Annotated in this window: 25 protein-coding genes; 9 read left to right on the top strand and 16 right to left on the bottom strand. The window is 52.2% G+C overall.

Annotated features, from left to right (window positions below):
- Positions 1-59 precede the first annotated feature (59 nt).
- Positions 60-629 (bottom strand): hypothetical protein, encoded by a 570-nt coding sequence (locus GX030_10885; protein NLV92878.1) that lies wholly within the window; start codon positions 627-629, stop codon positions 60-62.
- An 87-nt stretch (positions 630-716) separates the two neighbouring features.
- Here GX030_10885 and GX030_10880 point away from each other — a divergent pair, with 87 nt between their 5' ends.
- Positions 717-1,601, top strand: coding sequence for a hypothetical protein (locus tag GX030_10880; GenBank protein NLV92877.1), 885 nt, complete (start codon positions 717-719; stop codon positions 1,599-1,601).
- On the opposite strand, the gene GX030_10875 is transcribed toward GX030_10880, so the two are convergent.
- The gene (locus tag GX030_10875) at positions 1,581-3,869 is read right to left on the bottom strand and encodes a hypothetical protein (GenBank protein ID NLV92876.1); all 2,289 of its coding nucleotides are present in this window, start codon (positions 3,867-3,869) and stop codon (positions 1,581-1,583) included. The two genes, GX030_10880 and GX030_10875, sit on opposite strands and share 21 nt — an antisense overlap.
- 144 nt (positions 3,870-4,013) lie before the next feature.
- Here GX030_10875 and GX030_10870 point away from each other — a divergent pair, with 144 nt between their 5' ends.
- The 6 genes from GX030_10870 (at position 4,014) to GX030_10845 (ending at position 8,454) form a co-directional block, all read left to right on the top strand.
- Positions 4,014-4,643: a metallophosphoesterase gene (locus tag GX030_10870; protein NLV92875.1), complete on the top strand. Its 630-nt coding sequence runs from the start codon at positions 4,014-4,016 to the stop codon at positions 4,641-4,643.
- 49 nt (positions 4,644-4,692) lie between these two features.
- Entirely contained in the window at positions 4,693-5,112 is a 420-nt protein-coding gene (locus GX030_10865; GenBank protein NLV92874.1) for a DnaD domain protein, read from the top strand.
- Positions 5,113-5,114: 2 nt separating this feature from the next.
- The gene (locus GX030_10860) at positions 5,115-5,879 is read left to right on the top strand and encodes an ATP-binding protein (protein ID NLV92873.1); all 765 of its coding nucleotides are present in this window, start codon (positions 5,115-5,117) and stop codon (positions 5,877-5,879) included.
- Between the two features lie 88 nt (positions 5,880-5,967).
- On the top strand, positions 5,968-7,035 hold the full coding sequence (gene thyX, locus GX030_10855) for an FAD-dependent thymidylate synthase (protein ID NLV92872.1): 1,068 nt from the start codon (positions 5,968-5,970) through the stop codon (positions 7,033-7,035).
- Positions 7,036-7,143: 108 nt separating this feature from the next.
- Positions 7,144-7,563, top strand: coding sequence for a hypothetical protein (locus tag GX030_10850; protein NLV92871.1), 420 nt, complete (start codon positions 7,144-7,146; stop codon positions 7,561-7,563).
- Between the two features lie 153 nt (positions 7,564-7,716).
- A complete protein-coding gene (locus GX030_10845) occupies positions 7,717-8,454 on the top strand; it encodes an NAD-dependent protein deacylase (GenBank protein NLV92870.1) in 738 nt (245 codons plus the stop codon).
- Positions 8,455-8,536: 82 nt separating this feature from the next.
- On the opposite strand, the gene GX030_10840 is transcribed toward GX030_10845, so the two are convergent.
- Positions 8,537-9,574: a hypothetical protein gene (locus GX030_10840; protein NLV92869.1), complete on the bottom strand. Its 1,038-nt coding sequence runs from the start codon at positions 9,572-9,574 to the stop codon at positions 8,537-8,539.
- 89 nt (positions 9,575-9,663) lie between these two features.
- On the bottom strand, positions 9,664-10,686 hold the full coding sequence (locus GX030_10835) for a tyrosine-type recombinase/integrase (GenBank protein ID NLV92868.1): 1,023 nt from the start codon (positions 10,684-10,686) through the stop codon (positions 9,664-9,666).
- Between the two features lie 137 nt (positions 10,687-10,823).
- Between GX030_10835 and GX030_10830 the strand changes: the two genes are divergently transcribed.
- Positions 10,824-11,141 carry a hypothetical protein gene (locus GX030_10830; GenBank protein ID NLV92867.1) on the top strand — a complete coding sequence of 106 codons (318 nt, stop codon included), beginning with the start codon at positions 10,824-10,826 and terminating at the stop codon, positions 11,139-11,141.
- 426 nt (positions 11,142-11,567) lie between these two features.
- On the opposite strand, the gene GX030_10825 is transcribed toward GX030_10830, so the two are convergent.
- The gene (locus GX030_10825; protein ID NLV92866.1) at positions 11,568-11,855 is read right to left on the bottom strand and encodes a LysM peptidoglycan-binding domain-containing protein; all 288 of its coding nucleotides are present in this window, start codon (positions 11,853-11,855) and stop codon (positions 11,568-11,570) included.
- A 213-nt stretch (positions 11,856-12,068) separates the two neighbouring features.
- Between GX030_10825 and lexA the strand changes: the two genes are divergently transcribed.
- On the top strand, positions 12,069-12,680 hold the full coding sequence (gene lexA, locus GX030_10820) for a transcriptional repressor LexA (protein NLV92865.1): 612 nt from the start codon (positions 12,069-12,071) through the stop codon (positions 12,678-12,680).
- 93 nt (positions 12,681-12,773) lie between these two features.
- Here the strand turns inward: lexA and GX030_10815 are convergent, their stop codons facing one another.
- The 11 genes from GX030_10815 to GX030_10765 all read right to left on the bottom strand — a co-directional run bounded on the left by GX030_10815 (position 12,774) and on the right by GX030_10765 (position 19,036).
- A complete protein-coding gene (locus tag GX030_10815; protein NLV92864.1) occupies positions 12,774-13,136 on the bottom strand; it encodes a hypothetical protein in 363 nt (120 codons plus the stop codon).
- A gap of 62 nt (positions 13,137-13,198) precedes the next feature.
- On the bottom strand, positions 13,199-13,576 hold the full coding sequence (locus GX030_10810) for a hypothetical protein (GenBank protein NLV92863.1): 378 nt from the start codon (positions 13,574-13,576) through the stop codon (positions 13,199-13,201).
- Positions 13,577-13,727: 151 nt separating this feature from the next.
- Entirely contained in the window at positions 13,728-13,937 is a 210-nt protein-coding gene (locus tag GX030_10805) for a hypothetical protein (protein NLV92862.1), read from the bottom strand.
- 136 nt (positions 13,938-14,073) lie between these two features.
- Positions 14,074-14,265 (bottom strand): DUF4264 family protein, encoded by a 192-nt coding sequence (locus GX030_10800; GenBank protein ID NLV92861.1) that lies wholly within the window; start codon positions 14,263-14,265, stop codon positions 14,074-14,076.
- Between the two features lie 37 nt (positions 14,266-14,302).
- Complete coding sequence (locus GX030_10795) at positions 14,303-14,929, bottom strand: hypothetical protein (GenBank protein ID NLV92860.1); 627 nt, start codon at positions 14,927-14,929, stop codon at positions 14,303-14,305.
- Between the two features lie 39 nt (positions 14,930-14,968).
- The gene (surE, locus tag GX030_10790; GenBank protein NLV92859.1) at positions 14,969-15,739 is read right to left on the bottom strand and encodes a 5'/3'-nucleotidase SurE; all 771 of its coding nucleotides are present in this window, start codon (positions 15,737-15,739) and stop codon (positions 14,969-14,971) included.
- A gap of 25 nt (positions 15,740-15,764) precedes the next feature.
- Positions 15,765-16,415, bottom strand: coding sequence for an MgtC/SapB family protein (locus GX030_10785; protein ID NLV92858.1), 651 nt, complete (start codon positions 16,413-16,415; stop codon positions 15,765-15,767).
- 46 nt (positions 16,416-16,461) lie between these two features.
- Complete coding sequence (locus GX030_10780; GenBank protein ID NLV92857.1) at positions 16,462-17,154, bottom strand: DUF554 domain-containing protein; 693 nt, start codon at positions 17,152-17,154, stop codon at positions 16,462-16,464.
- Positions 17,155-17,183: 29 nt separating this feature from the next.
- The gene (locus tag GX030_10775) at positions 17,184-17,543 is read right to left on the bottom strand and encodes a hypothetical protein (protein NLV92856.1); all 360 of its coding nucleotides are present in this window, start codon (positions 17,541-17,543) and stop codon (positions 17,184-17,186) included.
- A 132-nt stretch (positions 17,544-17,675) separates the two neighbouring features.
- A complete protein-coding gene (sigH, locus tag GX030_10770) occupies positions 17,676-18,308 on the bottom strand; it encodes an RNA polymerase sporulation sigma factor SigH (protein NLV92855.1) in 633 nt (210 codons plus the stop codon).
- 350 nt (positions 18,309-18,658) lie between these two features.
- Complete coding sequence (locus GX030_10765) at positions 18,659-19,036, bottom strand: S-adenosylmethionine decarboxylase proenzyme (GenBank protein NLV92854.1); 378 nt, start codon at positions 19,034-19,036, stop codon at positions 18,659-18,661.
- Positions 19,037-19,123: the final 87 nt, after the last annotated feature.

The following is a 19,123-nucleotide window of genomic DNA, read 5'->3' as shown; positions in this document are numbered from 1 at the left end:
AATCAACAAGGGCCTGCCGCTTGGGAAAGCTGCAGGCCCTTAATTACAAGGTTTGTATTCTACAGTTCTACCAGTCGATGCCATGGCTCTTGCATCTGCCGGGCTCGTCGGGTTGATTCCATTTCCATCCAGAACCGAATCCGGGGATCCTCTGCCAACAGCTGAAAGGCTCGTCTGACCTGCCGGACAAAGCCGGTACGAAGGCGATTAATTTGCCCCTGGTGAACCAAGGGACATATTTCCATGCCATCGGTATCAAGAACCAGCCGGATCACACCATTCTCGGTGATGAGGGGGGCTAGGGGAAAGACACGACAGGCCAGGGGTCGTTGTTCCCGGGAGCAGACTCCATGGCAGCGCAGCAGGTAAAGATCGAAATCGGTTACATCTGGTGGCAGCTCAGGAGAATTAACCCTAATGTGACGGTACTTTTCGATTTCCGCCCAGGGCAAGGTTTTGGGGTAGCGGCGTTCTTCGCCGGGAAAGAGGATCATTCCGGTACCGGGAGCCTGGGAGCTGCAGCAAATGCTGCCGCATAGCCGGCCGCAGTCAAAGGAGAGCGGAGTGGTTGTAGCTAGAATCTGGTAAGCCCGATCGATGATCTCAGCGGAAAAGAAGTGATTATCCATGGTGAACTCCCCCTAGAAAAAGCGACTGACACCTTGGGTCATTATACCACAAAGGGAACTTGAGGACCAATTCGGGAGGGACGACCTGTGCCCAGACACCTAGAGACGGAGCGAAGAAGACCTGAACAATATCCTCTGGATATTTCCCTCGAAACCAGGGAGCAAATCCAGCGCTTCAAAGGCCTTCCATCTCGGCCGAAGATCGGGTTGGCCCTAGCTGGAGGCGGCGCCAGGGGACTGGCCCATGTCGGTGTCCTCTTAGCCCTCGAAGCTCTGGGCTTGCCCCTTGATTACATTGCCGGCACTAGTGCCGGGTCCATCGCCGGAGCTGCCGCAGCAGCTAGAATTCCCTTGGATCGACTGCTGGAGATTGCCTTTGACACCAATTGGCTCTTCATGCTTCAACCAGGGGGCTGGCGGCGCTGGGGTGGGCTTCTCAGTTCCGCAGGGATTGAACGCTGGGTATTGGGTTGGTTGGGAGACCTGACCTTTGAGCAGCTGACTATCCCTCTGACGGCAATGGCCACAGACCTGCGGACCGGTGAGGCGGTGTCCCTGCGTGAGGGTTCCGTGGCCAGGGCGGTGCGGATCAGTTCTACCGTTCCTGGGTTGTATACTCCTGTGGTTGATGAGGGCCGGATTCTGGCCGATGGCGGTTTGGTATGTAACGTGCCGGTGTCGGTGGTGCGGGAGATGGGCGCGGATATTGTAATTGCTGTGGACCTGAACTGCCGGCTCAGTACCGGTCCACTGGAAAGCTTTTCCGAGGTGGTATCACAATCTATCCTGCTGTTACAAAGGGCTAACGAGCGCCGGGAGATCGCTCAGGCGGATTTTGTCATTGAGCCGGATTTGTCTCAGCACACCTTGGTCAACTTCGAAGGGGCAGAAGCCCTCATCTGGGCAGGCTTCCTGGGCGTTGCCCATCGGGTTTCTGAGCTTGCTGACCTGCTAGGAGGGTTCCTGCAGTGAGCGGTTCTGAAGAGCAATCTGGACTCCGAAGAACAGGATCACCGAAGCGGTGTAATTTAGGGCCAAAGCAGCGGCAACAACACCGGAATCATTGAAAATTAGGGCCGTTGTCGCTGCCACCGTGGTTCCGGCAAAGCCCTGAACCAAGTTGGGATATCTTTCCTTGATGCGCAGCATCAAATGAGAGGGACGGTAGGAAAACCAAGCGATGACCGCCAGGGCTCCCAAGAGGGCTTTGGTCCAGATGCTGTAGCGGAAGAGCTTAAGATTCATTCCCACCTTCCGCTTGATGATGGTAAAGGCTTCACTGAAACCCTTCCGCCCGATCAAACCCAGGGTGTGACCAAGGTGACTGGTCTCCGTTGGTATGAGCCCGGTATCAACGATAGCATTGATCAGGATCATCGCCAGGGGCAGCAGGGCAATCCCCAGGAGGAATTTGGAGCTAAAGCGAGTTCCCTTCAGTAGCAGAAAGGTGGCTCCAAACCCCACGGCAGCAGCAATGCCGCCACCGACATTGGCTCCCAAGACAGGAACGGAAATTACCACCGCCACTAGGGCGAACCACACCGCTGCCAGCAGTGGTATTCGGCGCTGCAGGCGGGGCAACCAGTCCCCGAGGGGAGCAATGGCGATGATGGCCATCCCCACCAGCACGCCCATGTATTCATTTCCAATTCCATAGAACCGGGCACCCCCCATAGGATCGTAACCGAGGACAGAGTTTTGCATCAGTCTAGCGCCTGTCACCGTGTCCAAAAGGATTACCGCACAGGTCAAGGCGGCCAACAGGGTGATTCCGCCGATGGTCCGCCGGGTCAACAACCGGATGAGAAGGGCAAGGGCGGCAGCGATGCCCAATGCCCAGACCAAGGCTAGGGTGGGTGTTGCTGGCTGCACCAAAGGCAGCAGTAATAACGCTAAGGGCGTAGACATAGCAATGGGCAACGTTAACCTCAGGAGATATCCGAACCACGGGGGCATCTCCGGTAGTAGAATGAATAAAGTGGCGGCAATGTAGAGCCCAATGTTGATATAAACCAGTTCCCGCAAGAAGTGGTTACGCTGGGCCGCAACGGCAACAATCCGATCCCGCATCTCGATGGTTTGCTCTAAAGCCCTGGGGTGATCAACAAAATTGACCCGGCGACCGTACATGCGTTCCGGGGCAGGTATGTCAAACCAGGCTAGGATCGTTGGTCCCACATCGAGATTGGTGATCACTCCCGATCGCCGGGTGCTGGGAGATACCACCAGACCAGCGGTCCCATTGGGGCGATGGATCAGAAAGGGAACTAGGGTGTCTCCGACATTGAGCCGATAGGCGGGCGGAGTGGGTACCAGCACCAACAGCTGATCCTTGCCTTCTAGCTGTGCAGTGATTTCATTGACAAAGTAGTCCAGATGGGTGAGGGCCAGATGTCGGAGCAGTTCGATCTGGGCGGCGCTGTATTGTGAGGCTGTACCGTTAATTCTAGCTAGGTCTGTTATTTCAATGGCTATTAGGTCGGCTTGCCCCTTGACTTCTTCAATTTCCTCCCGCAATGAGAGAAAATCCGTCCGCAAACTAAAGGGAAAGACTGGATCCTGGGCGGGTGGCACTTCCACATTGCCCAGTGGGATTTGTCCATCCTCGTCCATGAAAAGAGCCGATCGGGCACGGTTGGGGTGATGGGTATCACCGTTGCCCAGATACGCCACCACTACATCATTGTCCCTCAGTACAGTCCCCAAGGCCGCCGGGGTCGCCCCAAACTCCGTACCTTGATTGCGGCGCTGCAGATCCTCGATCCCCAAGTTAACGATTTCTCCCTGGGGCCATCTCCCGGTGCGCCGCTCGTAGATTTGGGCAGCCGTTAACGCCGGCTGCTGTTCCCGATTGGGCGAATCGGTGGCTGAGGTAACTAGCTCCGTTCCCGTTGCCGACGCCGCTTGGGTCTGCAACGGCGTATCTTTGTTAAAGGCCAGCTGGATGCTGCCGGTACCAAAGGAGCGACCGCTGGCTCCGATGGTGGCTACACTGTTAAGGGTTGTCGTCGCCCCTGCCGTTCTGGTGACCATTGAGGCCACGTAACTGCGCTTGGCCAGAGCGGCCAGAGTGGGATAACGCTGATCGGTGAGCTGGTCCCAAGTTAATTCATCAACGATTAGCACATACAGCTTGCCCTGTGCCTGAGATGATGGCGTTGCCACTACTAGGATGAAAAGGAGAAGCAGCAAAGGAAGTGCCCATTGTCTTGCATGAATTCTACATCCTGTCTGACCCAAGCATATCACCTCTAGGTTAGCCTAACCGAAGGTGAAGGGGCTATACGGCAGATGCTGCGGCAGGAATTTGACACTAACTCCAGAAATCAACAGTAGGCACTCAACTGGTTCTCGGGGAATTTGGTTAGGTGGGAGGGTATATCCGTGAAGATTCTGATCGTAGCCGATGATATTCACCCTCGCCTGTATGAACACTACAACCCGGATCTCTTTCCGCCCATCGATTTCATCATCTCCTGTGGTGATCTACAGCCCTGGTACTTGTCCTATTTGATGTCCTGCTTTAATGCCCCCTTGTTTTATGTCCGGGGCAATCACGATACCTGGATTCCGGATCAAGATACCGATGGGGGCGAGAATCTCGCCGGCCGCGTGATCACCCATAAGAAGATTCGGATGGCGGGCTTTGAAGGGTCGAGATTTTGCGGCTCTCCTGACTCCTTGCAATACACGGAGCGACAGATGCGACGGATGAGTTGGAAGGTGCAGTGCGCCGCCCTGCGGCATCGGGGATTAGACATTATCGTTACCCATTCGCCTCCCTTTGGCATCCACGACGCCGACGATCCCACCCATATGGGCTTTTTGACCTATGTGAATCTGATCAACAAGTATCAGCCTAAATACTTTATTCATGGTCATACCCATCTTAACTATGGCCATAACCAAAAGCGAATTACCACGCTGGGAGAAACCACAATTATTAACGGATACGGATATTTCATTCTCGATTACGAACAGGGTGTCAGCGAAATCGATCGACGACACCGGTGAAGGGATACTGCCCAGCGAGTCTGGGGAAGTGAGAGGAGGGGACTGCCTTATGGCTTTTAACTACGAAACAACGGGTTCTGTGGAATTTACCATGCAGCAGGTGTTTGATGAGTATCATCGAGTGATTGGGCTGATGTCTCCTTCCCATTACGATAAACTGAATCACTGGCGGGAGAAGGGAATGGAACCGGCCCTTCTTGCCCAGGCGATTCTCTCCGTGGAAAACGAACACCAGCGCCGGGTGCAAGCCAATGAACCCGGTGCCCATCAAATTCGCCGGATTAGCTATCTGGAGGGGATCCTGCGTAACTGGTATAACGACGGTCTGCGTACCTATCGGGATTGGGATGCCAGGGAGGACGAGCAGGTACAAATGGCCCTGCAGAGGGGTAGCTCATCGGGAGGCGATGGAGATCGCTCCATCGGTTCCTATGAAACCACCAAGGAGGAATGGGGTTGGGAGGTTTAGAAATGGCGGAAATATGTCCGTCTTGCGGGAAAAAACTCCAGATCAGACAGTTGCCCCTTCCGACCTGGGCTATTGATGCCCGCAAGAAGTTTGGTGATATCTTGGAGATGAAGGTCTGTCCCTATTGCAGCGGGGAAGGGGAACTCGCAGCCATGCGGCCCCATTACCAGGATTTTGTGGCGGGAAAGGTGGATGTTTACGGGAGGCCGAAGCCCAGCCTAAATCCTTTGCCGGCAAAGATCCGGAAAATGCGTTTTGAGACCTTCCAGGTGAGTCCACAGCTGCGGTTAGCCTATGAAGCCGCCTGGGAATATGCCCATAACTATCCCCAATCGGCTGCCGGAGGCAAGGGACTGTTGCTGTATGGACCCGTGGGCGCGGGCAAGACCCATCTGGCAGCTTCTATCTGCAATGCACTCATCGATCGGGGTTTTGACGTAGTCTGGACCAACACCCCGGAGTTTATCACCAAGCTCAAACGCAGTTTTGATACGGGAGTTAACGAAGCGACGGTGATGGATTCCCATATTCGAGCGGGCCTTTTGGTCTTGGATGATATCGGTAGCGAAAAACCGACGGATTGGGTAGAATCTCGCCTCTATGAAGTGATTAACTCCCGCCTGGAACGGGAGGCGCCGATTATTTTCACCAGCAACTGTCAGGCTGATGTTCTGACCAAGAGGTTGGGGCAGAGGATTGTGTCGCGGATTCGCGGGATGTCCCAAGGAGTGCAGCTTAGGGCCAGGGACTATCGGACAATTTCTTAACCTGCGGTCTTCACCGGGCCGCTTTTTTGTTCATCTAGTGACCAACGAGGGAGGGAAGGCCTAATCTTTGGTGGAGGCCGTCTAAGTCATGAATGCAAAACTAATATATCGTACACCTGGAATGCTGCAATTAGTGGAACTAGCGGGAAGGACATGCTATCGTTCTGAGGCAAAGATTACCGATTCCTCAGCTGCGGGGTTTGTTTCCCGCATCGTTTCTCGAGGCCATGAATCGGTAATCGAACACTCTCAAATCGTCATTGAGGTTGTCGGTGCTCCAGCCGAAACCTTGCTAACGGCGTTGCGACTTAATCGATACATCACTGCCTATCCCACTGGGGAAGATGGTTTGTATTTGGCGGGAAACGCCAGGATGTTTAAGGATCTAGTGCGGGCCGGAAAGGAATACCTGGCCAGCACCGACGATCCCCGGTTTGCAGAGCTGATTGACCAACTCCTTGAGCAGCTCTACAGTTTACCCCAGGCGTTTTTCGTCGATTTTGTCAACCATGGCTGGATGGATGCCCACAGATTCACGGAAGAGCAGACCGAGGAAGGGACGCCTACCATTGTGCCCCGGATGATCTTTTCCCAGAAGGGGCAGACGGTGGAGCTTCTGAACCTCGATACCCGGTTCCCGGAACTTGAGGGACTGCCGACAACAACTCAGGAGGGCCTGGTCAGCTGTACCCTGCGGGTGACTACCTCCCGGGATAGTACCCATCAAGAAGTAAGACACCGTCCCGCAGCCTATAGCCAAGAATCCCAAAGATATGTGGATCTGCAGAATCAACTGCAGTATGTCCACCCCGAGGAGATCCCTCAGGACCAGCGAATCACCGTGGATTTTTCGGGGATGGACAGCATGCTGGGATCTGAGGTGCACTTGACCTTTGATGAGATGATGCAAGTGACCCATCGTTTCTATCGGGCGCTGCGGGCAGCAGGATTTGTGCCTGAGGTAGCCCGGGGGATATTGCCCAATGCGATGGGAACGACTATTGTCATCACTCGCACCTTAGCCAATTGGCGCCATTATCTCCAGCTGCGGACTGAAGCCGGAGCACAGCGGCCGATTCGTGTCAGGGCTCAAGCTATTTTGGCGGAGTTGCAGGCCGCGGGCTGGCTATTGGATCTGAATCGTACCGAGAAATAGCTACAAAAATCGGAATGCCGTCCACTTTTCCAAAGGAAATTGTCCTTAGGTAGGGAATGGTTGATTAGTTATTGAGTTGATTGGCAATCATTCCCAGGGGGTGAAGACTTGGGCACCTTCGCGATAGCGCTAAAAACTGGACTGTTTGTTTATGCAATCTTGTTTGCAGTATCCTATACTCTGTGGCAGCTGGCTACTGAGACGATGGCCTATTGGCTGATACCGGTGATGATTCTACCGGCCTTCCTGTTGGTACCTCTTGGAACCAAATGTGTGACGGCAAGGCGTCCCCTGGATCCGGCGGCGGTGGGCTGGAAATTAGGGTTGCAGTGGATGTTCCTGTTTCTGATCCTTGACGCTGGGGCTCTATGGCTCTGTGATCCGGAGTTGTCATGGCTCGGTATGCTGGACCTCAAAGTGGGTATTGGCTATCTAGGTCGCATCCTACTGGTACTGCTCAGTGGTCCGATGACAGGGGAACGGTATCGCAGAAACCTGCGCAAGGGACTGAGAATGTTCCGGAGGTAAGGACAAGATAGAAGGGCAATGCTCTGCACCCTCGGTCCACCGGGGTGGAAACCAAGGGAGGATTGCCAACCATGCTGACTGGGACTAGGTCATTGGATCTGGTCCTAATTCATGTCTTCTGTTAAGTCAGGCTGAGTCAAGGAGGGAGTTAGCTTGGAACAGATGTTGAGACAGGTGGCTGAGGTTCTGAGAAACACAACTAACGCCGTTGCCTTTACCGGCGCGGGAGTCAGCACGGAATCGGGGATCCCTGACTTTCGATCCAGCACCGGTATCTATACTCAGACCGATAATGCGATGGAATTGCTGTCTCTTACCACCTTTCATGCGCGGCCTAAGGAGTTTTATCAATTCTTCAAGGATAGCTTTCTCCGATACGGAGATGCCCAGCCCAATGCGGCCCACAAGGTTCTTGCCAAATGGCAGCGGGAGGGCCGGCTGACGACTCTAGTTACCCAGAACGTCGATGGTTTGCATCAAGCTGCCGGCAGCCCAAGGGTATTGGAGTTACATGGTCATACCCGTTCAGTGGTTTGCCTCAGCTGTGACCGGGAGTTTCCCATGTCGGACTTTGTCATCGACTCGGAGACCTATCCGCGCTGCCCGGAATGTGACAAGCCCTTGAAACCCAGAGTAGTCCTCTTTGAAGAGCCCTTACCACAGGACGTTTTGGGCGAGGCCTTTGCTGCTGCCCAGGCGGCGGAAGTGCTGATTGTTGTCGGAACATCCTTAACCGTGTCTCCCGCCAACTATCTTGTTGACTATCGCAATCCTCGGGGCAAACTTGTCATCATTAACCTGGATCCGACTCCCTATGACCGGTACGCCGATTGGGTGATTCATGGCAAAGCCGGAGAAACCCTCACTCGTTTGGATGAACTCCTATCCTAAAATTGGCTAGGTACCGACACGAGCTGCAGTTGGCTCAGCTCTCCTAGGGCCGGACTGCAACTCGTGCCGGGCACGGCTTTGACTATTGATCAAGGGTTAATAGGACGGAGTTGGATCGAGTGCTTTCGTGTCCCAAGGGGTCGACGGCAGTGATCACAAAGCTGACTCGATCTGCACCGGCAAACTCCCCGAGACTAAAGGACCACTGCTTCGTCAAGGCGTCGACTTCCTGCCACAGCTGATACCCCAGGAACTGTTCGTCGGTGCGGGTGTAAATCCGATACCCCGTCAGGGGTGTTGTCGGACTGGGATCCCAGCTTAGTACCGCCCATCCCCCTTGATAGCTCAGTGTCACATTGCTTGGGGGCTTGGGTTGCTCCCTGATGTCTAGGTCGATGTCCACTAAACCCACCTGGGGACGCCACGCCACCCTGGTGGTGGTACCGGAGTTGATCTCCAGAGTCTGATAGGGACTCAGGTATACCCGCTGGTAGGCATGGTAGGTGTCCTTGTAGATGGCGACAGCGATATCGTATTGTCGGGGCGGAAGATCCATGGATACTTCCACCGGCTTCCTGGGCTCGGGGATGTCAAAGTTGACATAGGCGTCCTCATTGGTCATTAACCGACCTTTGATTAGTCCTCCAATGTTGCTAAACTCGCTTAAATCCAGGGTAACCACCAATTTCCCGTCCGCGGGGCCCAAGGTGATCCGCAGGGGAGTGGTGGTATCCTCCTGGACGGTAACTTCCGCTCTACCGGTGTAGAGGGCATTGCCGCTGGGGCCAAAGACGTGGAGGACAATTTGCCAGTCACCGACAAACAGACGGGGAGACTCAATGCTGATCCCTCCGTCTTTGACCACGGTCTCTTGCTTAACGACCATCTTACCTCGCACATAGCTAATCTCAACCTTCCAACCTTCAACTTCCCTTGGTTCTCCCTGCAGCGTTGCCATGGTGCGAACTGCGCCCGCGGGAGCATTGGGATCAATGGTTCCGCTTCGAGAAACTGGCGTGGTCCTGCCTGAGCATCCCAACGCCAAGAAAGCTAACCCGGCGATCATCAGCCAGATGGTAACCCAGCGCAGCCAGCGATATTGCTTTACCTTGCTAGACAACAAAAAAGCCACCTCGCTTCTGCTCCCGAAGGGCAGGGAAGTGGTATGCTGTATCTATAGTCTATGGACAATGGCCCCTTTTGTCAACGTCAAGCAAAGGGGTTCCTTTCTAAAGAGGCCACCAGCTTCTCATCATCGACATGGGTGTAGATAGTGGTGGTGGAGATGTCCTCATGTCCCAGCAGTCGCTGCAGGGTTCGCAGATCTTCACCGTTGATGTACAACGAGGTGGCAAAGCTGTGCCGCAATTTATGGGGAGTCAACAGCTCCTTCTTCGCTTCCGGCAGCGGAGCAGCTTGGGCATACTCCTTGAGTCTTGCCTGAATCGCTCGAGGGGTGATGCGGGTATACCGGTTGCCCAGGAACAAGGCAAGACGGTCTTTGCCCTTAGCTTTGTCCCCTGGTCGAACCTTGAGGTATTCTGCCACCGCCTCCTTGACGCTGGGGGGAACAGGAACCAAGCGATTCTTGTCACCCTTGCCGCCTACGACCCGAAACACCGAGGTGTCCTCAGAGATATCGTCGATATTCATCGCCACCACTTCGCTGATGCGAAGGCCCATAGCCAACATAATCAGGAAAATCGCGTAGTCCCGGGGATTCTTGGCTTGTTTCACCGTTTCGAGAAAGGCCAGAGCCTCCTCGGCCTTCAGATGAACGGGAGCCTCATTGTGGCGAATAGTCCTGGTCTGCAAGTCGACAACGGCTGAGGTGTCGTCAATCAGCTTATGCTGCGCTAAATACTTGAAAAACTGTCTTACCGAAACGATCTTGCGGTTAATGGTACTTTGCGCATATCCCATGGTCTGTTTGAGAAAAAGAAAATACCCGACGAGATCCCCCGAGGTAATCTCCTTGATATCCACTGTGAACTGACTCAAAAGGTCTTCGCCCAGGCTGCTGAGACGTCCCTGGGCCTTTAAATCTGCCTCTAGTTCATGGGCCCGCTTGTTGTCGAGATTAACTACACATTCAGCCCGGGACAGTACCAAGTGAAGCTTGAGCAAACGGAGGTCGGAATAATAAGCTTCTGCTGTCCGAGGACTCTTGTTGAGGGCCATGGTATCACTAAATTCCTTGAGGTATTGATCGTAATCGAGCATGAACATCACACCGTTTCTTCCTAGGTTTTGACCCACGTTGACACCATGGGCTTCTACGATGATCCAGAAGATTCCTGCCCCAGTATACTCTGACACATAATCAGTGAGTCTTTACATACACTAAATCTGGGGTGAAAGTCTCCATGGTGAGTCCGAAGATATGGTTTCTAGCGTCCTGGATTTTGGTAATCGCTTTGCAGTCAAAGTGGTTGCCCTTATTGGGGGCGGCCTACATTTTGGCTGTTTTCTTGTATCATTATCAAAGGGGAGTGGTGGCTGTAGCCATTGCCACCATAATCTGGTACTGGATTGCTGCTACGGTAGCTCTGTTTGTCTGGCAGGAGTTCGACATCTGGCTGGCCGGCTGGGTTCACATATTTATCGCGTGGTTTGCGCCCATCATTCTTACGGCCATTTTGCCCTTCACCAATCCCGAGGCAGATGTGGAGCAACCCAACATCTAGCCCAGCAGGTTCAGCAAGGCCAAGACCCCTGATTGAATAAGTGTTGAGAGAAGACATTTTAGGCAGGGGAACGGCCAAGAAGGCCGAAGGAGCCTGATGAAGGACAGAGCTCCCAAAGCATCTAGCACCGAATCGGCTTAACCCCTGTCTACCGATCAGTGCACTTCGCAGAATCCATATTATGCGAAGTGGATTCTAGCAAGAAATATATAGCGCAACGGTAAATCGGCGGCAAAATCATCCTAGAACGCAGCGCCTAGTAAATCCCGGTATAATCACGGTCGGCTTTCGTGCAGTCCAAACGGTTTGCCACCGGCTTGCGCCGATGATGCTTCGAATTCAAGCCCCGCAGGGACTTTTGCGGGGCTTTCTGTTTGTCTATTTGCAAGAAACCTACGAGCAACGTCCATGACTAATCTGTTACGACTACTCATATAGCGGCACCTGAAGCACCTGTCCGACCTTGAGAAAGCCCGATTCTAGACCATTGTACTTTTTGATGTCGTAGATCACGCTTCGGGGATCTTTGCCGCTGGTCACTTGGGTGGCAATCTTCCACAGCGTGTCTCCGGGAGCTACGGTCACTTCAATAAAGTTATCCGGCTGCATACTGTTGGTCATGGAAACCAACCCAAATAGCGCTCCGGCCAATACAAACCCGATCAAGCCCATCTGTAACGCAAACCGACGCAACCTGGTGCTAGAAATAGCCATTGCCTGTTGCTCCTCCTTCGCTCGATTTCAAACGGGAACATACTTTTGCAGGAACAAGTGTTTGTATCTGCATATATTCTAGCACGAACACACGTTTTGATCAAGGAAAATACGGAACATTCCCATCTCTACCGAACGAAGGTTTGCCGCCCATGGGTCAATATGGTATAATCAAGGAAAGACCTTCGAGGTCCTGGGAAGGGTGAGACCGATTTGAGCAAACTTACAAAGCGCCAACAAGAAATATTTGACTTTATTGTCGAAGAGGTTCGGGAGAAGGGATATCCTCCTTCCGTCCGGGAGATCGGCAAGGCGGTGGGCCTAAAGTCCTCGTCTACCGTGCACGGTCACCTAAGTCGGCTTGAGGAGAAGGGCTTGATCCGTCGCGATCCCACCAAACCTAGGGCTATCGAAATCTTGGGAATGAACAAGCTTGTCCGCAAGGAGACCATTAACGTTCCCATCGTAGGCAACGTTACGGCCGGTGAGCCTATCTTGGCCCACGAGAACATCGAAGATTATTTCCCCATTCCTGCGGATTTTGTTTCCTCGGAGGAAGAGCTTTTCATGCTTCACATCCAAGGTGACAGCATGATTGAAGCAGGTATTTTGGATGGCGACTATGTCCTGGTAAGGCGCCAGCCTAGTGCCGACAACGGAGATATTGTCGTTGCGCTGATCGGTGAAGACTCTACCGTGAAGCGGTTTTTTAAAGAGGACGGCTACTACCGATTACAGCCGGAAAACCCTGCGATGGAACCAATTATTGTGCAGGAAGTAGAGATCTTAGGGAAAGTCGTGGGCGTATTTCGAAGACTTCACTAGTAACTACAACTCCTTGACCAAAAAAGATGAGGGTAAGCTCCCTTGCTGGGCTCACCCTCATCCTTTTTCTTTGCGATAGCTTGTTTCTTAATCTCAGGAAACTCGTTCCTCTTTCCTACCGGCAGCTTTCCCTTCGTACTCCGCCTTACTGATGAATGTGCCACCAACCACCGACTGGTGTACTGGTCGATATCGTCTGTCCAGCTCAATTCGCAGGTCCATACGATTAAAACAACGACTACTGTTTCCAACCACCGTCTTGTTTACGAACCACTCATATGCCTCGCCGGGTTCAGCCTGTTGGAATACCGAAGTTCGACTCAACCGAACTTCAATCGGTTCGCCGCAGCGGTCACACTTAACATACACCCAAACCGCGTCAGGTTCGACGACCACCCCGGTGGAATCGGCCCTTGGCTTTCCACCTAGACCCAACAACCTCTTGAGGAAATTCATCTATCTAACAGCTCCCAACCAACCTAGCGGACTTCTGATAACTTCAGTCTTATCTACACCCTCTAGCTTAGGTTAGCTACGCCTAGTTCATCTTCCGTTGCCTCGTCTGACTGCATAGTTCCTAAGGAGTCAGCACCAAGCAAGGTGAAGAACATCTCCAGGGCCTGCGCCCTACCCTTGTCCTGTGGGTTCGTTTCTTCCCCATCAAAAGCAAAACGGGGCAGACTGGCATACTCCCTACGGGCTGCTTCGTATGCCAGTTCAACCCCTTTTTCTTCGATGATGCGCATTAGTGATGTGTACATGCTCCGTCGGGCCTCAGCTTGCCGACTCCAAAACTTCGGATTAGACGTCATTGAGCTAGCAAGCAGATCTTGCTTGGCCAGTCTCTTAAAACGCTTCAGCCCTCTCAAAACCTCTTCCTTGCCTACCTCAAACATGACACATTCCCCCTTAGTTGGTGGCTAGGAAATTCCCCATTGTTATAATATATATCTTCGCCCGGTGGATTAGAAATCCTTTCCCGGAATCGACCCTGTTCGACATTATCACCCAAGAAAACACTCAGACCGACAGCTGGGCCGAAAAAACCTACTCTCGAACATTGTAGACAAAGGTGACGTGCCCATCTTCCTCCAATCGATAGTAGTCTACCATTTCCCCCCGCCGCTCTAGACTGCCGACGTAACTCTTGTTTTCCAGCAGCATTGCTTCCTGAAGGGCTTCTTCTCGCATCAGACCATCATACCTACGGCTTCTCAATATCCTTCGAATCGGTGCATCAGGAGGTAATTTGGACATTGGCATAACTCCCTTTCTGCAAGCAACGGCATGAGTCGCCTTTGCCGCATATTATGCATTACCGACTACAATGCTTACCCTTATTATTAGCCGTCGGTCCCAAATCATGCGTGACGCAGATGATCTTCTGTATCTATTAGGGTACTTCGTAAATAGTGATGGCAAACTTGTCGCCGCTCTTGGAAAGGCCAAAAATCAATCCTTTGTCCTTGAGGGTCTGGTTGAAAAAGGTAATCATTTTGCCATACTCTCCGCTGATGTCCAGCACTTCATGGCCGATAACCCGTAGTTGATCTTGTTCGTTGGTTTGAACCTTACTGTTCTCCATTGTAATCGTCCTCTCTTTCCAAATTCTAGCCCGTTTCTTAGAAGACATCGTGGCGTTTTAGCTCCTTGATCGCGTCTGGAGAACGCAAGTAGTGGTAAAGGGCGCTAACCATCTGCTTTTGCTCCTTGTAGCCCCAGGCCAACAGCAAATGGGTATATTGATTCCCTGGTTCTATTTTTAGGGCTTGCCGTAAGTGCGTCATCCCCGTGGGAAAATCTCCCTGGCGACCATAGAGAAGAGCAACGAAGTTTCTCGGCCAGACATTCTCGGGATCCCTGGCGATAATCTGTTCCAGCAGCGCAATGGACCTTGCCGTGTTGCCGGTAACATAGGCTCCGTAGGCAAGAACATTGAGAGCTACCAGGTCATCGGGGCTATCTTCCAATACCTTGCTTTGACTCTCCATGAATTCACCGATTGGCCCCTGTTCCTGCCTTGAGAAGGAAGAGAAGACCTCAAAGGCTTCCGCTAGCTGCCCAAGGTTGGCGTTGGCGATTCCCACCAAGAGCTTCTCAGTGGTAGTTTCTCCGGAGGTGGATTCCAGTAATGACTGCCAATCATAGATTGACGCGGCCTGTGCGGTGTCAACCCCAAGGACCAAGGGAGTGAACAAAATCATCACCATCAGCCCCGTTAGGGCAGCTGTCTCGAGCTTTTTGCTCATAACTCCCCTCCCTTTCTTACTATCCTTTTCCGTCAAGAACTAAACCTGCAACTGCCAGGTTGTCATCTCCTCCATGATCGCGGGATCGCTTAAGTTAAATCGTACCGGTGAGATGGAAATGTAGCCAGCGCGGACCGCTGCTGCGTCGGTATCTTCACCTTCGTCTAAGTCCACAGGATCACCGGCCATCCAGTAGTAGATTCTTCCTCTGGGGTCCACCCGCTTGTCAAAGACGTTCTGATAACGCCTAACCCCTGGTCGGGTTAGCCTTACCCCTTTGATTTTCTCCCAGGGACAATCCGGGAAATTTACATTCAGTAGGGTTTCTCGGGGTAGCCCTTGCTGATGAACCTTCCTTACTAAGTACCCCAGCCAATCGGCCATCTGCTCAAGGTCTTCTGTCGGGACGGTCAGGCTCATTGTCGAGGCCGCAATGGCCGGGATCCCCGACAACACCGCTTCTACCGCCCCTGCAACGGTCCCTGAATACAGAAGGTCAGTTCCTAGGTTTGGTCCCGGATTCAAGCCCGAGACAACAAGGTCTACAGAGGTAGCCAAAACCGCCTCCACCCCAATTTTAACGCAGTCTGAAGGGGTTCCATCGAGACTCATAGCCGATTCTACATTCTCGGCGAAATTGGGATAGGGTGTTAACCGCAGAGGATGGTGTACCGTAATGGCATGGCCGGTGGCACTGCGTTCCCGATCAGGAGCAATTACTGAGACCCTTCCGATCTTGCCTAATCGTTGTGCTAACACTCGTAACCCAAAGGAATGAATTCCGTCGTCGTTGGTAATCAAAATGTGCACCGTTGGTACTCCTCCAGTTAGGAAGCTATCTTGATTCGACAGTACTAACTCCTTCGATGGCCTGCAAAGCACCAAAGACAGCGGTTAGGTGCGTCTGTTGGATTCCCTCGAGGGTAAAATGGATTGTCACGTAGTTTTCTTTATCGCCTTCCGTGATACTTACGGTTCTGATGTCGGCGTGATGGTGACTGAGGACGCTGGAAATTGTCGCCAACAAGCCCGGTCGATCTAAGGCCGTTACCCGAATCCTCCATGGTCCTCCCGTCAGGAAACGGTGTTCAACCCGATCCAACACCTCCAGGGTCAATACCGCAGCCAGTGCGCCGGCAATCGCTCCAACATAGTACCCTGCTCCGACGGCCAGGCCAACCCCTGCTACTACCCACAGGCAGGCAGCAGTGGTCAGACCTCGTACGGAAGAACCTTCTCTCATAATAGTACCCGCACCCAAGAAACCGATACCACTGACAACCTGTGCCGCTAACCGGCCAGGGTCAAAGCCGAAGCTATCGGGAAAGCCGTACATGGATACTAACATAATTAAGGCCGAGCCGATACAGACAAGAATATGAGTGCGAAACCCGGCGTCTCGCCCGTGCATCTCCCTCTCCATGCCGACGATTCCGCCCAAGACAATCGCAAGCCCTATCCGGGTCAAAACGACTAGTGGAGTCAAGCCGCAGTCCCCCTTCAGCAATTGTTGCTCCTTACAAACAACTTGCCTATAGCAGATTCAAAGCCATGAGTACCTGGACCAATAAAATACAGATTACGATGCCCGGTAGTAGATTTCCTACCCTGATTTTGGTCACCTCAAGGATATTTAACCCGATTGCCAAAACCATGAATCCACCGGTCGCGGTCATCTCTAGAACGACAGGTTCGGTAAAAAGGGTTCTAGCCATGTCCGCAGCCAGACTCAGGGTTCCTTGGTAGATAAGGACCGGTATCGCTGAAAAGGCTACTCCAACTCCTAGAGTCGATCCAAGGGCAATGGAAGTAATCCCATCGAGCATCGATTTAGTCAGCAGGATCTGATAGTCGCCACTGAGGCCGTCGTTAATCGCCCCGAGAATGGCCATGGGCCCTACGAGATATACCAAACTGGCGGTAATCAACCCTTGAGAAAACTGATTCTTCTCTCCCTTGAATCTGCTTTCCACTCGGCTGCTGATACTTTCCAGCCAATTCTGGATATCGATGGCTTCGCCGATGGCTCCGCCGACTACCAGGCTAAGTAGAGGGATGAGTATGTTCTGGCTTTTTAAGCCCATATCGATACCTAACACCACCGTCACGGTACCGACTCCGTGAACTATTGTTTTGCTGACTCGGGACGGTAGCCGTGAGCGGAGCAAGAGACCTAATGTCGCTCCCACAATGATCGCTAGGGTGTTAACAATTGTTCCGGTCATTCCAAGGTCCTCCGTGTCTGCAGAAAATGCTACAGCTTCGCATTACAGCTAGGGCAGCGTTCCATGGTGACATCCACTACGGTGAAACACCGGTAGCAGTCTTGCTTCAAAATCCCATTGCACCGGGGACAATTGGCTAGGGAATCCAGGGCTGGTTTTCTACAATGGGGGCACTGTCGAAAGGGTCCCTTGGGACGTTTCAGAGTGTAGACAAGCATCGTTAGTCCCAGGAGAATAGGACCCAATACTCCGATACCAAAGAAGCCCAACAACAATGCCGATGCCGTCCAAATCACAGGATGATAGTCCCGGCTCTTGGCGTCGGAGTACATCCAATATCCAACTAAGGCCAAAGTTGCCAGCTTGATTGCGACATAGGCAAGCTCCAAATCCCCACCTCCAAGCCGATATCACTGCCTTTTGTTATCACCGAATTCTACACCGATTTGCAGAAACCCTCTAGAAACAAAAACCGCCTCGAGGATTGAGGCGGTACCGTATCGCCATGAGCATGACGCCTATTAGAACTGGGTAGAAATTTTACTTTTGATCCGACAAAGGGCGTTGTCGATGGATTTAGTGTGAGTATTTAGCTCTTCGGCCATCTCACGATAGGACAATCCGTTAATGTATAATCGAAACACCCGATATTCAAAGTCACTGAGCACTTCAGCGATATGTTTCTGTGTATAGTCAATGCGCTCGCGATCGATGACCACTGATTCGGGATCATCCATCTTATTGCTGCTGATGACCTCGATGAGAGTTCGATCTCCTTCGTTGTCGTAAATTGGTTTGTGCAAGGATGTGTAGGAGTTTAGTGGAATGTGCTTCTGTCTGGTGGTTCCCTTGATGGCACTGATAATGTTGCGGGTAATGCATAGTTTCGCAAAGGACCAGAAGGAAGAGGCCCCGGGCGAGAAGTCTCGAATAGCCTTGAACAGGCCGATCATTCCTTCCTGCAGCAGATCATCGTCCTCGGCTCCCTGCAGAAAGTAGGGCCGAGTCCAAATGTACACTAACTTCTGATACTTATGGAGTAGAAAGTCCATTGCATCTCTGTCACCGTTCTGAGCGCGCTGGACCACCTCCTCATCGGTAAGTTGTAAGTAGTGTGTTTGATCATTACCTTCTGCAACGCTTTGCACCGGCATAGCACGACCCATGAATGGTCCACTCCTTCAGCAAATGAAGTTGAGCTAATAGAAGATAATATGTTTCTATAACGTTAATTTCTAGGAATAAATGTCATTTACCTTCTTGTAACAAGCATAAATTGCCTATTTTGTGAAATATCCCGCGTCTACCTTAATATTTACAGAGAAGGTGTAACATTCCTTTATTGTCGCAAGACAATGTCTTTGGGACATTGTCCTTTAGCCGGCTCCTGTCATTGCAGACAAAAATAGCCGTCAAGTTCCCCTCTTCGGTGGAACCTAACGGCTGTTAACCTACTTCCCAACCAATTTTAGCACACATACAAACGGTAGTTCATCTCCCCTTGTCAAGATATCTTCACTGACACCTTGTGCTGAAAGATTCCCCTTTTTACCTCGGAAGTAGTAACGTTCTGCGCTTGCAGCTTTTCCCGCAGGATGTTAACTGCATCCCAAGGGTCTACTCGCTCTCCACAAGTAAAGACATCTACCGCAGCGTATCCTAATTCTGGCCACGTATGAATCGCGAGGTGCGACTCGGAAATGACAACTACTCCGCTAACTCCCTGTGGGCTAAACTTGTGAAAAGCAACTTCCCGTACCTCAGCACCGGCCGCCAACGCGGCATCAGTCATGATCTGTTCGATGGCTTTTCTGTCGTTGAGTACCTCAGGGTCACATCCGTATGCTTCACAAAGAACATGACGCCCCAAAGCATGGTTCATTCCATCTAGTTCCCCCTTTATTCCTAGTAATTTGCATGGCTGGAAATCATCCTTTCATGCAAAAAAGAACAGATTAATTTTAGCAGA

The sequence above is a fragment of the Bacillota bacterium genome, assembly GCA_012727955.1.
In the GTDB taxonomy this organism is placed as follows: domain Bacteria; phylum Bacillota; class Limnochordia; order DTU087; family JAAYGB01; genus JAAYGB01.
Note: the sequence above shows the minus strand (reverse complement) of the source record. Positions and strands in the feature narration are given on the sequence as shown.